Here is a 13,209-nt window from a genome sequence, read left to right on the forward strand (position 1 = left end):
AGCGCAAAGTGCGTAGCGGTTTTCCCTCACGACAAACGCGACACGCGTTTGCGCGGAGATCATGGCCACACAATAAAGCGGCGCTCAGATCCGCCGGACGGCGGGGCCTAGCCGCGATTCGAGCCAGTCGAAGATGTATTCATTGGCAAGGCTCGGATTGTCCGCATGGGCCTGAGCCGCGCCGGTCTCGGCCGCCGTGAACACCTTCAACATGACATTCGAGCTGCCGAGCCGGGAGTTCTGGACGATCTGACGCGCCCGGTCGGCCTTGAGCCAGCCGTCCTCGCCGAGCGTGATCAGCACCGGACAGTCGGCGCTGGAGGCCATCAGGGGCGCATGCGGCACCGGCACGATGCTGAGGTCGCTCATCGCGAATCGGCTGGCAAAGAAGGCCCGCTCGTGCAGGTCCCACAGGCCGCCGTCGCAGACAGCGGCGGCAAGCCGCGGCTCCTGCAACACCGCGCGCGCGACGAAGGAAGAGCCCCAGCCGTCGGCGATGATCCCGACGCGCGCGAAATCGACATCACTGCGCGTCTCCAGATAGTCCATGACACTGGGAATCGCGCTCTCGAGATCGCTCCGCCGCAGCAGCGCATCGATAAAATCGTCGCGCTGGTCGCCGAACAGATCAAGCGCCAGCATCGAGAAGCCACGCTCGCGCGCATGCGGCACGAGCTTGAACAGAAACTCCTCCTTGCGGTGGCCGGGCTCGCCGATGCAGATCACGGTCGGCGCCTGGCCGCTTCCCGACGGCGCTGGGAGGAAGTAGCCCTGCAACGCGTGCCCGTCGAGCCAGGGGATCGTCACGACCTCGCCCGCCGGGCTGCGCGCCGAAAGGTAGCGGCGAGCGCAATCCTGCATCGCCAGCACTGCAACCCAGCGGCGCTCGTCGTCCGGCTCGAGCGGCATCGCCGCCGCACTATAATAGTTCATGGCGCGGAGCCAGTTGCGCTGGGCGCTCGCCATGTGACCTTCCGCGAAGGCGGCCTCGGCGCGCTGCCGATTGGCCTGCGCCAGCCGCTTCCACTCACGATGCCAAGACTGATCGTCGCCGCGCTTCAGCTGCCGCGCAATCATCAGGCATTCGGCAATCGTGGCCCCGCCCTCCTGCGCCGCGATGAGCAGCCGCGTGAATTCAGCGGAGATGTCCTCTCGTTCCGGGCAAAGAATCAAGTCGTCAGAGAGGCATGCGGGTATCATCGGGAGCTACGCTCTATCATCGCGTTACCCCTGATTGACTAAACTATTTCAGTTCCCCAACCAAGCAGCCGCGCGCCGAATGAGAGCCGTTCGAGATCACCATCGCTTGAACGAACGTCACGTCATGCGTGACATTCCATTTTGTCATGAGATGGCGAACGCGCGCGGCAGACGGTCGGTGAAATGACCGGCGCGGCTCTTGACATGATGACTATCATACCTACATGCGCGCGCGTTCGACGAGGCTCGGCCCGGCGGTCTCAACCGAGTCGCCAGCCGACCTCCTGCGTAAAACTTTCGTAGAAGGCGCGGTCATAGGCCTGCTCGGGCGTCGCGCGCACGCGTGCGTCGAGGCGCTCAGCGTCCGCGCCGACGAGGATGCGCCAGCGCTCCGCCTTGACGCCGTCGAGGATGATCTTCGCGGCCTCTGCCGCGCTCGTCGGCGCATCCTCGAGGAAACTGCGGGCGCGCTCGGCGAACGCCGCCTGGATGTCCTCGTCCGACATTTTGTCAGCATCTGGCACGCCGGCCGCGACCATGCGCTTGCGGGTCAGCGCGACCTCGTCGGCGTTGAGCCGCTCCGATCCGTCGGCGCTCTGCACCTTGCGCGAATTGGAGACGATCGAGGTGCCGATGTGACCGGGCATCACCACCGAGCATTTGACGTGCGGCGCGTGCAGGCGCAGGTCGTTGATCAGCGCTTCGGTAAATCCCTTCACCGCGAACTTCGCCGAGCTGTAGGCGGTGTGGGCCTGGCCCATGCCGATCGAGGCCCAGAAGCCGTTGACGCTCGCGGTGTTGACGATGTGGGCCTCGTCGGCGGCGACCAGCATCGGCAGGAAGGTGCGCACGCCGAGATAGACGCCGCCCCAGCAGATGTTGAAGGTGCGCTCCCACTGCTCGCGCGTGTTGGTGAACAGGCTGCCGCCGCCGCCGATGCCGGCATTGTTGAACAGCAGATGGATCTTGTCGGTCTTCTGCTGCTCGGCGAGCTCGTCGCGAAAACGCTTCAGATGATCCTCGATCGCGACGTCGGCGACGTGCGTCGTGACGCGCAGGCCCTGCGGCAGCTTCTCGGCCTCGCAGAGCCGCTTGGTCTCGGCCATCGCGGCCTCCGAGACGTCGCACATCGCGACATTGCAGCCCTCGGCCACGAGCTGCCGTGCGAGCTCGCGCCCCATTCCCGTGCCGCCGCCGGTGATGACCGCGATCTTTCCAGCAAAATCCTTCATGGGACTTTCGGCCCCTCCCTGTCGGTATGTTTCTTCGTTAGCGCACCGCTCGCCGGGCGCGCGCGAAATGTAGCAGTGCCGCATCCGCAGGTAAAAGCAGCGCGCCATCCTGTTCGACATCGCTTATTTCGGCGGATGGACTATTCCGCCGCTTCGATGCGCGGCCGCCCCTTAGAGCGCCGGGCCCGCCACCGGGCAAAACTGCCCGGTTCCCGTATTTGTCCGGCTTCGGTTTATGGGCAATTTTTTTACAATCCGAATCGTCAAATGGACGCCGGACGCTGGGGCGAGTCGGCCAGGCCAGCGTGTTGTTTGCGTGTCACAGGCTCTGGCACTCCGCTTGCATCCTCTTCGTGGTCTGAAACTACCGATGAGGTGACAGGAATGTTCGTGACCATCGTTGCCGTGCTCTGCCGGCTAAGCGCAGCAAGCTCAGGCAGTTGCGTCGAGGAAATCGTGACCGACAGCAACATGACGCCCGAGATTTCGATGATGCAGTGCGCGGTCGGCGCACAGGCACCGCTGGCGAAATGGATGGGCGAGCATCCGATCTATCACGCCAATTGGCGCCTGGATCGATACAAATGCGTGCCCGGCCATTACGAGATCAAGGGCCACGCCTAAGGCCCCGCAAAACTGCTGATCCGAAGACGACGGATCGAGGAAACGCCCCGGGGGCCGCCTCCGATGGGCCGCGCCGCGCCAGTCCGATGAGACGGCGCGTCCTGTGACAACGATCATACGCCTCTCCAATCACGCCACCGCGCGCATGATGAGCGCACGCGCCTGCCGCCCCTCCGGCGTCGGCATCAGCGCATAATTGTGCGGCAGGTCACGCAAGAGATGCAGCTCCACCGGCACGCCCACTGCCCTCGCCCGCGCCGCGAGATCGACGCTATCAGGGTACAGAAGATCGCGCGTCCCTGCGAAGATCGTCATCGGCGCGAGGAAACGGAAAGCGCCGTTGAGCGGGCTGACGAAGGGATGACCGACATCGAGCTCGCCGGCATAGAGCCGTCCGGCCTCGACGATGCCCGGAATATTCTGGATTGGATCGCGCGTTGCGATCTCGACCTGCTCCGGACGACTGACCGACGCATCGGCCGCGGGCGAGATCAGCACCAGCCGCGCCGGCTGCCGATGGCCGCGATCACGCAGCCACTGACAGGCGGCGAGCGCAAGCCCTGCGCCTGCGGAATTGCCCACCACCGTGACCTTTGCGGCGCCAGCGTCTTCAAGCAACATTTGCAGCAGCTCGGCCGTCTTCGGCACGACATCCCTGGCGGTCGCGCGCGGCGCCAGCGGATAGATCGGCACGACGCACGAGACGCGCGCCTTGCGCGTCATCTCGCCGATGAAGCGCCAATGCGCCGGCACGATCTCGTTGATGTAGCCGCCGCCATGCAGGAACATGACGTAGTTGCAGCCCTCATGGCCCGACGACGGCGCGGTGTAATACACGGGCCAGCCGCCCATCCTGGTCAGGATCGCCTCGACGCCGCGACCGAGCCCGGTCGGCTCGAACGAGGCCGGCTGCAAGGCAAGCTTCTGCACATGCGCCTGCACCGCCTCGGCGGAGGCGAGTTGCTGCTTATAGGGAAGCTGTCGCAGCAGCAGGTTGAAGACGCGGCTTTGCAGGCTTGGTGCGGGATCGCGGCTCCGCGGTCCGCAGACATCAGGACAAAACTGCAGGGCCGACACAAGCCTTGCGACGCTCATGGTCAGTTCTCCACCTGGCTCGGATCATATGGCGACGAGAAGGCTTGCCGAAAGGCCGCCATAGGCGGATATAATGCGAGCATTCGCTCGCTTTTCCTACTCGCATTTCGGACCGCAACGCCCATGGTGCGCACGCCACCGACAAAGCCCCGGAAAAATGCCTTGCAGGCGCGATCCCGCGCCACCGTCGACGCGCTGGTCGAGGCGACTGCTCGCATTCTGGTCCGCGACGGTTTCGAGAAGGCCAGCACCAACCGCATCGCCGATGTGGCCGGCGTCAGCGTCGGCTCGCTCTACCAATATTTCCCGAGCAAGGAGGCCCTCATCGCCGCCGTGATCGAGCGTCACAACGAGGAGATCATGGGCATCGTCCGCGCCGCCCTCACCGAAGCCGCGGACCTCCCGATCGACAAGGCCGTGCGAAAACTCGTCACCGTCGCGATCGAAGCCCACCGCATCAACCCGAAGCTTCACCGCGTCCTCGCCGAGCAGATCCCGCGCACCGGCCAGCTCAAAGACGTCGAAGCCTTCAACCGCGAGGTCCACACGTTAGTGCGCACCTATCTCGAAAGCCGCCGCAAGGAGATGCGCAAGATCGACCTCGACGTCGCAACCTTCATCTGCGTGAGCGCGATCGAGGCCGTCGCGCACAACACGGTGCTGGACCATGCCGAGATGCTGTCGGAGAAGATGGTGAAGGTGCTGGTGGAAGAGACGACGCGGATGGTGGTGGGGTATTTGAGGTAAGGCGAGCATCAATCCCGAGCACGCGTGCTTCTAGGGAAGCCGGCGCTCTCTAAGATTGCGAATCTGCCGTCCGATCGCGATCGCCCTCTCCTGCGCCCCCAGTTGGTCGTATTGAGCGACTTCATGCCTGACGAGATCTTCCGTCGTCGCCCCTTGAACGATGCGTTCTCTATTCTTCTGGCTGCAGAAATAGGCGACGAGCCCGGCAATCTTCTGCTGCTCGTCTGAAGTTTGATTGGACAATCGCTCCAAGCTCTCGCGCCACAGACAATCCTCGCGCGCGATCTCATCGCGAAGAACCTGCATGAGCCGATCAGTTTCTTGGTCTTTCGGCTGATCGCCGGCCAACGTAGGCGAGGCGGTCAGGGCGAACATACAGAACAGAACGATCCGATACATTCCCCGATCCCACAGGCTGGCATGATGACATCATGCCCCTGTTTTTGCCCGACGCGTCAAACTGATTCGGAAAAACATCACTCCGCCAACGATTTCGCTACTGTGCATGGGGTTGTTTTCGACATTTTAGCTTACCAGCCGCCGACGCCCCACCCGCCAACGACGGGCGCGCATGCGTCACGGGCAGGAGCAGGAGCTCCACGCCGACGTCAATCCACCCAACAGCTGACTTGAGGTAAATGGTCGGAGCGAGAGGATTTGAACCTCCGACCCCTAGTCTCCCAGACTAGTGCGCTAACCGGGCTGCGCCACGCTCCGAACGTCGTTCCATTAGCTAGGATCGGCGCGATGCGCAAGGCGAGCGACACCATTTTGGTGTCTCCGTCCAAGCCTGGGAACTGGCCGCAAAACCGGCGAAAGTGTCCTACCCGTCGTTCAGCGCCTGATTCAGCATTTCCCTGATGGCAACGAGGTCGGCGAGCGCACGGCCGAGCCGCTCCCGGTCCAGCGCGCTGGGGCCGGCGGGTGCGGCGGGGGTGCCGCCCTTGCGGAAGGTGGTGAGGATGTCCTCGTCGTCGACCTCGGTGAAGCGGAAGTCGATGCCTTCCTCTTCGTCCCCCTGGTAGTCGTCATCGTCGGAGTCAGTGACGCCCTTGATGGGCGCCTCCTCGTCCTCGGGCTCCATCAGGCTCGCGCCGATGGCGTCCTCGATCGCACCGAAGGAGACCGCGGCCGCGCTGTCGGCGAGGCCCTGCACCGATTTGACGCCGTGCTCCTTCAGGATCCGCTGCACGCCGCGGATGGTGTAGCCCTCGCCGTAGAGCAGACGGCGGATGCCCTTGAGCAGGTCGACGTCGTCGGGGCGGTAATAGCGGCGGCCGCCGCTGCGCTTCATCGGCTTGATCTGGGAGAACCGGGTCTCCCAGAACCGCAGCACGTGCTGCGGGATGTCGAGTTCCTGCGCTACTTCGCTGATGGTTCGGAACGCATCCGGCGCCTTGTCCAAATGCCAAATCCTTCGCGGAGGCGGTTATGCCTCGGGTTGAGCCTTGCTGGCATCGCCATTGGTGCGGTGCTGAGCGTTGATCCGCTGCTTCAGGATGGCCGACGGCTTGAACACCATGACCCGGCGCGGCGAGATCGGTACCTCGGTGCCGGTCTTCGGGTTACGGCCGATGCGCTGACCCTTCTTGCGGACCATGAAGGACCCGAACGAGGACAGCTTCACCGTCTCGCCCTTTTCCAGGCAATCGGTGATCTCCTTCAGCACGAGTTCCACGAAGGCGGACGATTCCGTCCGCGACAGGCCCACCTTCTGGTAGACGGCTTCGCAGAGATCGACACGCGTTACGGTTTTACTTTGATCGGTCATCGCCCTGCCCCACATCACGGCGAACAATTGTTGTCTGAAATTAGGAGCTTACGATACAGCGGTCAACAGCGCTCATCAATGCAGACGCATCGATAATCGGCGCTGATCGGCAGAATTTTATCGACTGTGGCTCTACCAGCGCACGAGCGCGGAGCCCCAGGTGAAGCCGCCGCCCATCGCTTCCAGCAGCACCACATCGCCCTTCTTGATGCGGCCGTCCTTGCGCGCCACCGAGAGCGCCAGCGGGATCGAGGCGGCCGAGGTGTTGCCGTGACGGTCCACCGTCAGCACCACCTTCTCCGGCGAGATATGGAGCTTGTGGGCGGAAGCGTCGATGATTCGCTTGTTGGCCTGGTGCGGGACAAACCAGTCGATGGTTTCGGCATTGAGCCCGGTCGCCTGGAAGGCGTCGACGATGACGTCGGTGATCATGCCGACCGCATGCTTGAAGACCTCGCGGCCCTCCATGCGCAGATGGCCGACGGTCTGGGTCGAGGACGGCCCGCCGTCGACGAACAGCTTTGCCTTGTGGCGGCCGTCGGAGCGCAAGTGGGTGGTGACGACGCCGCGGTCGGTCGCGGCATTGCCCGGCTGCGCCTGCGCCTCCAGCACCACCGCGCCGGCGCCGTCGCCGAACAGCACGCAGGTGCCGCGGTCGTTCCAGTCGAGGATGCGCGAGAAGGTCTCGGCGCCGATCACCAGCGCGCGCTTGAAGGCGCCGGTGCGCAGGAAATTGTCGGCAGTGGCGAGCGCGAACACGAAGCCCGAGCACACCGCCTGGAGGTCGAAGGCCGCGCCGTGGTTGATTCCGAGGGCATGCTGCACGGCGACGGCGGTGGCGGGAAAGGTGTTGTCCGGCGTCGAGGTCGCCAGCACGATGAGGTCGATCGACTGCGCGTCCATGCCGGCATCGCTGAGCGCGGCCTGCGCCGCCTTGATCGCCAGATGCGAGGTGAACTCGCCCTCGGCCGCGATGTGCCGTTCGCGAATGCCGGTGCGCTGCACGATCCACTCGTCGGAGGTATCGATGCGCGCCGCCAATTGGGCGTTGGTCACCACCTGCTCCGGCAGATAGGAGCCGCAGCCAAGCACGACCGAACGAATTTGAGTCACGAAACAGCCTCCTGCGCGGCCTGCACGGAATTGAGTGCACCACCCTCGCGGTTGAGCGTCTGATTGATCTTGTTCAGGAGATCGTAGTGAGCCATCTCATAGCCAACATCGATCGCATAGGCAAAGCCTTCGGCGCTGGTTCCGCCGTGGCTCTTGACCACCAGTCCGTTCAGACCCAGGAACACGCCGCCATTGGACTTGTTCGGGTCCATCTTGTCGCGCAGGGCCTGGAAGGCGCTGCGGGCAAAGAGATAGCCGAGCTTGGACAGCCAGCTCCGCTTCATCCCGTTGCGGAGTAATTCGGCCATCTGCCGGGCGGTTCCCTCGGCGGCCTTGAGCGCGATATTGCCGCTGAAACCTTCGGTGACGATGACGTCGGCCAGCCCCTTGCCGATGCCGTCGCCCTCGATGAAGCCGATATAGTCGAGTTCCGGCAGGTTTCTGGCACGCAGGATTTCCCCGGCCTCGCGGATTTCCTCGTGGCCCTTGATCTCTTCGGTTCCGATATTGAGGAGCCCGACCGTGGGCCGCTTCTTGTCGAACAGCACGCTTGCCATCGCGGCGCCCATCAGTGCGAGCGCCACCAGATGGTGCGCGTCGCCCCCGATGGTGGCGCCAAGGTCGAGCACGGCGGACTCGCCCCGCATGGTCGGCCATAACCCCGTAATCGCCGGGCGGTCGATCCCCTTCAGCGTGCGCAGGTGGAAGCGCGACATCGCCATCAGCGCACCGGTATTGCCGGCGGAGACCGCGACATCCGCATCCCCCTTCTTCACCGCGTCGATGGCAAGCCACATCGAGGACGTCCTGCGGCCGCGCCGCAGCGCTTGGCTCGGCTTGTCCGAACCACTGACGGCAACGTCGGTATGGATGATCTTCGAGGCGGCCTTGAGCTGGGGGTGCCGGTCGAGCTCGGGCTCGATCTTGGCGCGGTCCCCGACCAGCAGGAATTCGGTGTCGCGATGCCTGCCAAGCGAGATGGCCGCGCCCGGAATGACCACGGCGGCGCCGGCGTCGCCTCCCATGGCGTCAAGCGCAATGCGAACCTTGCTTGGCATAAAAGTCCTGGAAAACCTGGTCTGGTGCGGTCTTGAACGAGCGGGGCCGCAGAATGGCTTCGCCATGGACATGGCGACCGGTCAGGCGCCACGCCGCGCCCGGACCGGGGCGCGACAATAGCGTTTTGTTATCCCGAAACAACCTCTTGCCCCCAGCCTTTTGCATCCGGGTCGATCCGGGGGCGAACAAAGGAATGCTCAGGAAATACATAAAAAGATCAAAGAGATAAATCAGCCTCTCAAACCACTCCCGCAATCCCCTCACGCTCCCTGGCAAAAGTGGTCTTACGGGGAATGCCCAGCTATTTGCCTTTCTTCCTGCCCTTCTTGGTGTTGTCCTGGAGCGCCCTCAGCGCCGCGAAAGGATGGTCCTCCGGATCGGGCGCCGTGATCTCGGCCTCGAACACGGCCCCCTCCTTGCGCGGATAGGGGTCAACCGCCAGGAACAGGGCATCGGTGGCGATCCGGCCGAGGTCGATGATGCCATTGATGATCGGCTCCGGCGGATCGATCACCTCCGGCGGCTCCTCATCGTCCTGCCCCTCCTCGATCAGGTCGGCCATCTTCCGAACCTCGGCCTCGGGAGCGAACACCAGGTCCACCTCCTCCTCGATCTCGCTCTCGATGGGATCGAGCGTGACCACGCAGGTCTGGCCGATCCGGGTCCGGACGGTGCCGGTCACCTGAACCCGGCCGCCGCTCTTGGGCACGACGTCGAGCTCGGCCTGGGCGGACAGCACTTCCCGCAAGCCGCCGACTTCAGCAATGGCCTGCCGCTCGGCGGCCGAAGCCTCGAGCTTGCGATGCAGGCCCGTGTCGGGGATCTGCGCGACGACGACGGGGGACCGCCAGGGATCGGGTCGGGATTCGGCATTCGGTCGGCTCATGGCGTGACATCCTCGGGAGTAGCTGGAGGAAACCTGAAGGAGGCGCGGAGCAACGCAGCCTCGCCGGCGCGGCCGAGATCGGCCTCGCTGGCCCGGGCATAGGCGGCAAGTCGCCGCGCCCGGTCCAGGCCAGTCCCGTTCAAGATATTCTTGCAGATCGCCTCTGCCAGGGCCTCGCCCCCGGCCTCCATGGCCTGGTCATAGGCCTGCACCCGGCCGTAAAAGGCCTCGCCGAAGGCCCGCATCCGCTTCGGCACGGTCTGGTCGCCTATCCCCATCTCGCGCAGATTGTCGTCCATATCCTCGCAGAATCGGTCGAACAGCGCCTGGGACAGCTCGGTGGCGCCGTGGACGGTGCGCAGGCGGCGCAGCAGAAGCCAGAGATGCAGCAGCAACAGATCGAAACGCCCGTTAACCGTATCGGGCACGCCCAAGTCGCGGTAAAACATGGGTTCTCGCGCCTGCGTCACGATCATGCCATAGATGGCTTCGATGGTGCCCGACGGGGTTAGCCGGGGTTTCCTGAAGTGATTGAACGGCCAAAGCATTGTGGTTTCCGCAAGCGGGCGCGCGCGAGTTGCATTCAGAGCCTCAGCCCGGTACTTCAGCGCCTCGCGCGACGCAAGGGGACGGAATCAGTTCCGCTATGACCACAACGAACCAGACCAGCCAGCGCGCAAGTCACCGGCGCGGCCTTCATGCACGCTGGCGCGGCTTGCGCATGCTCGCGGCCGTCACCCTGATCGGTGCGGCGCTCGCGGGCTGCACCGGTGAGCAGTTCCAGAAGGGTTACATCCTGCCGCCCGGCGCGCTGGAGCAGATCCCGATCGGCGCCAGCCAGGATCAGGTGCTGATCGTGATGGGCACCCCCTCGACGGTCGCCACCCTCGACGGCGAAGTGTTCTATTACATTTCGCAGCGCTCGGAGCGCATGGTAGCCTTCATGAACCAGAAGGTGGTCGACCAGCGCGTCATCGCGATCTATTTCGACAAGAACCGGCGCGTGCGCCGGCTGGCGAATTACGGCCTGCAGGACGGCAAGATCTTCGACTTCATCAGCCGCACCACGCCGACGTCGGGTCAGGAGATGAGCTACCTCACGCCGCTGTTCAAGCTGCTCAGCTTCAACTGAGCAGAACCTTTCGAGCGAAGGTGGATACCGGTTCGCGTCAAGAAGCGCGTCAAACAAGAAGCTAGAGCCCGTTCCAATTCCACCACAAGGTAATTGGCTCTAGCCTGCGGCGTCGTGCCGCCCTTCGCGCGGCCTTTGCCGTGGCGTGCGACTTGCCGTCACAAGTGAGGTTCCCTACGCTCCCGCCAAAGCAAGAAGCTGGGAGTGGATTCGTGTCCAAGAAACTTCAGAACACTTTGTTGTCCCGCCGTCGCGTGCTCACCGGTGCTGCCGGCCTTTCGGCCGCAGCCATCCTGCCGCGTTCGAGCCTTGCGGACTGGAAGCCCACCGAGACCGTTCGTCTCATTGTGCCAGCCGCGGCCGGCGGCTCGACCGACGTCATGGGCCGGCTGCTGGCCGCGCATCTGCAGACCGCATGGGGCGGGACGGCCGTCGTGGAGAACCGCTCAGGCGGCGGCGGTACCATCGGCACCGCCGAGGCGGTCCGCGCCAAGCCTGATGGCCACACCATCCTGGTCGGCAATCCGGGTCCAAACGCGATTGCCTACAGCATCTTCAAGAATCTCACCTACAAGCCGGATCAGCTTCAGCCGGTCTCCAACATGATCCGGATTCCGAACATCGTCTCGGCGCATCCGAAGACCGGCATCAAGTCGATCGCCGAGCTGATCGCCTATCTCAAGGCCAATCCGGACAAGCTCAGCTACGCCTCCTCCGGCGTCGGCCAGAGCCCTCACCTCACCGGCGCCTGGTTTCTCCAGCTCACCGGATTGAAGATGACCCACATTCCGTTCCGCGGCGCAGGCCCGGCGCTTCAGGCCGCGCTCGCCGGCGACATCCAGATCCTGTTCGACAATCTCTATCCGAGCCTGCCGCAGGTGCAGAGCGGCACGCTCAACGGGCTGTGCGTCACCACCACCGAGCGCAGCGAGCTCGCGCCGAACCTGCCGACCATGCGCGAGAGCGCGCCGGAGCTGGCGAGTTTCGACGTTTCGTCGTGGTTCTCGGTTTTCCTGCCGAAGGGCGTCTCGCCCGAGGTGCTCAACGCGCTCAACCTCCAGGTCAAGGCGATGCTGGAGCGCGACGACATCAAGAAGCAGATCGCCGCCATGGGCGCCCGCGCCGACTACGGCACGCCGCAGCAATTCGCCGCCTTCGTGGACGCCGAGACGACGAAGTTCGCCGGCATCATCCAGAAGGAAGGCCTGCAGATGGACGTGCAGTGACGCATGGCCGCGATCTGTAGGGCGGATTAGCGAAAGCGTAATCCGCCTTCTTCTGTTCGAGTGGGGGCGGATTACGCTTCGCTAATCCGCCCTACACAGTTCGCTGTCTGGGCCAGAATGTCTCTTGACTTAGAGCGCGCTCAAACTCGTAGTTTGCGTGCGTCGTGATGAGAGACAGGTATGAAGATCGGCGAACTCGCGAAGCGTTCCGGACTGACGGCCCATACGATCCGCTACTACGAGCGGATCGGACTGTTGCCTTACGCCGACCGGGATCGATCCAGCCGACGTGACTACGACGCCTCGATCCTTGCCTGGATCGAGTTTCTCGGCCGCCTGAAGACAACCGGCATGCCGATCCGGGACATGCTGCTTTATGCGGATCTCCGGGATCGAGGCAGCGGCACTGAGGCCGAGCGGCGCGCGCTGCTGGAGCGACACCGCGAAAGCGTGCGCGCCCACGTCGACGAGCTGAATGCCTGCCTTCTCGTCCTCGACACCAAAATCGGCGGTTATGCCGAAACGGAACAGAGGATGAAAGATTATGATGCAACACTTCCCGAACGCCGACGAAAGCCGGCTGGAGCGCGGTCGCCGCGCACTCGCTAAGATCGACGGAGAGGCCGGCCATAAGGTCGTGGCGGCGCTTGGCGACATCGCCCCGGACTTCGCCACCTATATATTCGAATTCCCATTTGGCGACATCTACTCACGGCCGGGGCTCGACGTCCGTTCGCGCGAAATCGCAACGATCGCAGCGCTCGCGGCCCTGGGCAACGCTGCACCTCAGCTCAAGGTGCATATCGAGGCAGGTCTTAATGTCGGGCTCGGCCGAGAGGAGATCATCGAGATCCTCATGCAGATGGCCGTCTATGCCGGCTTCCCGGCTGCCGTCAACGGCCTGTTCGCAGCGAAGGAGGTCTTTGCGCAAAGAGCCGAGGGATCGGAGCCGAGAGCCTGAGGCTTGACCGTCGAAGCCTTGGCGAAGGCGGAAGCAATCCAGACTGTCTCCGCGGAAAGACTCTGGATTGCTTCGTCGCAGAGCTCCTCGCAATGACGCGGTGAGAGCGTGCAGTCCATCAAACAAAAACCCCGCGGCTCGTGCCGCGGGGTTTTGTCTTGCA

The 13,209-nt window shown here is 64.0% G+C and carries 17 protein-coding genes and 1 tRNA gene; 6 read left to right on the forward strand and 12 right to left on the reverse strand.

All coding sequences use genetic code 11. From position 1 onward, the window contains the following. Window positions 1–84: 84 nt before the first annotated feature. Window positions 85–1,200 (reverse strand): alpha/beta hydrolase family protein, encoded by a 1,116-nt coding sequence (locus IVB26_RS23330; protein WP_247967585.1) that lies wholly within the window; start codon window positions 1,198–1,200, stop codon window positions 85–87. A 260-nt stretch (window positions 1,201–1,460) separates the two neighbouring features. Beyond that, complete coding sequence (locus IVB26_RS23335; RefSeq protein ID WP_247967586.1) at window positions 1,461–2,432, reverse strand: SDR family NAD(P)-dependent oxidoreductase; 972 nt, start codon at window positions 2,430–2,432, stop codon at window positions 1,461–1,463. A gap of 384 nt (window positions 2,433–2,816) precedes the next feature. Here IVB26_RS23335 and IVB26_RS23340 point away from each other — a divergent pair, with 384 nt between their 5' ends. Continuing rightward, window positions 2,817–3,056 carry a hypothetical protein gene (locus IVB26_RS23340; protein ID WP_246922386.1) on the forward strand — a complete coding sequence of 80 codons (240 nt, stop codon included), beginning with the start codon at window positions 2,817–2,819 and terminating at the stop codon, window positions 3,054–3,056. 129 nt (window positions 3,057–3,185) lie between these two features. On the opposite strand, the gene IVB26_RS23345 is transcribed toward IVB26_RS23340, so the two are convergent. Continuing rightward, a complete protein-coding gene (locus IVB26_RS23345) occupies window positions 3,186–4,151 on the reverse strand; it encodes an alpha/beta fold hydrolase (protein WP_247967587.1) in 966 nt (321 codons plus the stop codon). Between the two features lie 162 nt (window positions 4,152–4,313). Between IVB26_RS23345 and IVB26_RS23350 the strand changes: the two genes are divergently transcribed. After that, window positions 4,314–4,898 carry a TetR/AcrR family transcriptional regulator gene (locus tag IVB26_RS23350; RefSeq protein ID WP_247967588.1) on the forward strand — a complete coding sequence of 195 codons (585 nt, stop codon included), beginning with the start codon at window positions 4,314–4,316 and terminating at the stop codon, window positions 4,896–4,898. 30 nt (window positions 4,899–4,928) lie between these two features. Here IVB26_RS23350 and IVB26_RS23355 read toward each other — a convergent pair whose 3' ends face one another. The 9 genes from IVB26_RS23355 to IVB26_RS23395 form a co-directional block, all read right to left on the reverse strand. Beyond that, window positions 4,929–5,297 carry a hypothetical protein gene (locus IVB26_RS23355; protein ID WP_247967589.1) on the reverse strand — a complete coding sequence of 123 codons (369 nt, stop codon included), beginning with the start codon at window positions 5,295–5,297 and terminating at the stop codon, window positions 4,929–4,931. Between the two features lie 240 nt (window positions 5,298–5,537). Next, window positions 5,538–5,615: transfer RNA gene (locus tag IVB26_RS23360), tRNA-Pro, on the reverse strand. Window positions 5,616–5,721: 106 nt separating this feature from the next. Continuing rightward, a complete protein-coding gene (locus tag IVB26_RS23365; protein ID WP_247967590.1) occupies window positions 5,722–6,303 on the reverse strand; it encodes a MerR family transcriptional regulator in 582 nt (193 codons plus the stop codon). A gap of 24 nt (window positions 6,304–6,327) precedes the next feature. Next, a complete protein-coding gene (locus IVB26_RS23370) occupies window positions 6,328–6,669 on the reverse strand; it encodes an integration host factor subunit alpha (protein WP_018456841.1) in 342 nt (113 codons plus the stop codon). 132 nt (window positions 6,670–6,801) lie between these two features. Further along, entirely contained in the window at window positions 6,802–7,782 is a 981-nt protein-coding gene (locus IVB26_RS23375) for a beta-ketoacyl-ACP synthase III (protein WP_247967591.1), read from the reverse strand. After that, the gene (gene plsX / locus IVB26_RS23380) at window positions 7,779–8,840 is read right to left on the reverse strand and encodes a phosphate acyltransferase PlsX (RefSeq protein ID WP_247967592.1); all 1,062 of its coding nucleotides are present in this window, start codon (window positions 8,838–8,840) and stop codon (window positions 7,779–7,781) included. The genes IVB26_RS23375 and plsX overlap by 4 nt, the downstream gene beginning before the upstream one ends. Continuing rightward, entirely contained in the window at window positions 8,812–9,096 is a 285-nt protein-coding gene (locus IVB26_RS23385; RefSeq protein ID WP_247967593.1) for a hypothetical protein, read from the reverse strand. The genes plsX and IVB26_RS23385 overlap by 29 nt, the downstream gene beginning before the upstream one ends. Window positions 9,097–9,142: 46 nt before the next feature. Further along, on the reverse strand, window positions 9,143–9,727 hold the full coding sequence (locus IVB26_RS23390; protein ID WP_247967594.1) for a YceD family protein: 585 nt from the start codon (window positions 9,725–9,727) through the stop codon (window positions 9,143–9,145). Further along, window positions 9,724–10,275 carry a ubiquinol-cytochrome C chaperone family protein gene (locus IVB26_RS23395; protein WP_247967595.1) on the reverse strand — a complete coding sequence of 184 codons (552 nt, stop codon included), beginning with the start codon at window positions 10,273–10,275 and terminating at the stop codon, window positions 9,724–9,726. The genes IVB26_RS23390 and IVB26_RS23395 overlap by 4 nt, the downstream gene beginning before the upstream one ends. Before the next feature lie 98 nt (window positions 10,276–10,373). Here IVB26_RS23395 and IVB26_RS23400 point away from each other — a divergent pair, with 98 nt between their 5' ends. From IVB26_RS23400 to IVB26_RS23415, 4 genes are all read left to right on the forward strand, one after another. Beyond that, window positions 10,374–10,859 carry an outer membrane protein assembly factor BamE gene (locus IVB26_RS23400; RefSeq protein WP_247967596.1) on the forward strand — a complete coding sequence of 162 codons (486 nt, stop codon included), beginning with the start codon at window positions 10,374–10,376 and terminating at the stop codon, window positions 10,857–10,859. Between the two features lie 212 nt (window positions 10,860–11,071). After that, window positions 11,072–12,085, forward strand: coding sequence for a Bug family tripartite tricarboxylate transporter substrate binding protein (locus tag IVB26_RS23405; protein WP_247967597.1), 1,014 nt, complete (start codon window positions 11,072–11,074; stop codon window positions 12,083–12,085). A 180-nt stretch (window positions 12,086–12,265) separates the two neighbouring features. After that, a complete protein-coding gene (locus IVB26_RS23410; protein WP_247967598.1) occupies window positions 12,266–12,694 on the forward strand; it encodes a MerR family transcriptional regulator in 429 nt (142 codons plus the stop codon). Next, on the forward strand, window positions 12,633–13,046 hold the full coding sequence (locus tag IVB26_RS23415) for a carboxymuconolactone decarboxylase family protein (RefSeq protein WP_247973258.1): 414 nt from the start codon (window positions 12,633–12,635) through the stop codon (window positions 13,044–13,046). The genes IVB26_RS23410 and IVB26_RS23415 overlap by 62 nt, the downstream gene beginning before the upstream one ends. Window positions 13,047–13,209: the final 163 nt, after the last annotated feature.

The sequence above is a fragment of the Bradyrhizobium sp. 195 genome, from assembly GCF_023101665.1.
Lineage (GTDB): Bacteria > Pseudomonadota > Alphaproteobacteria > Rhizobiales > Xanthobacteraceae > Bradyrhizobium.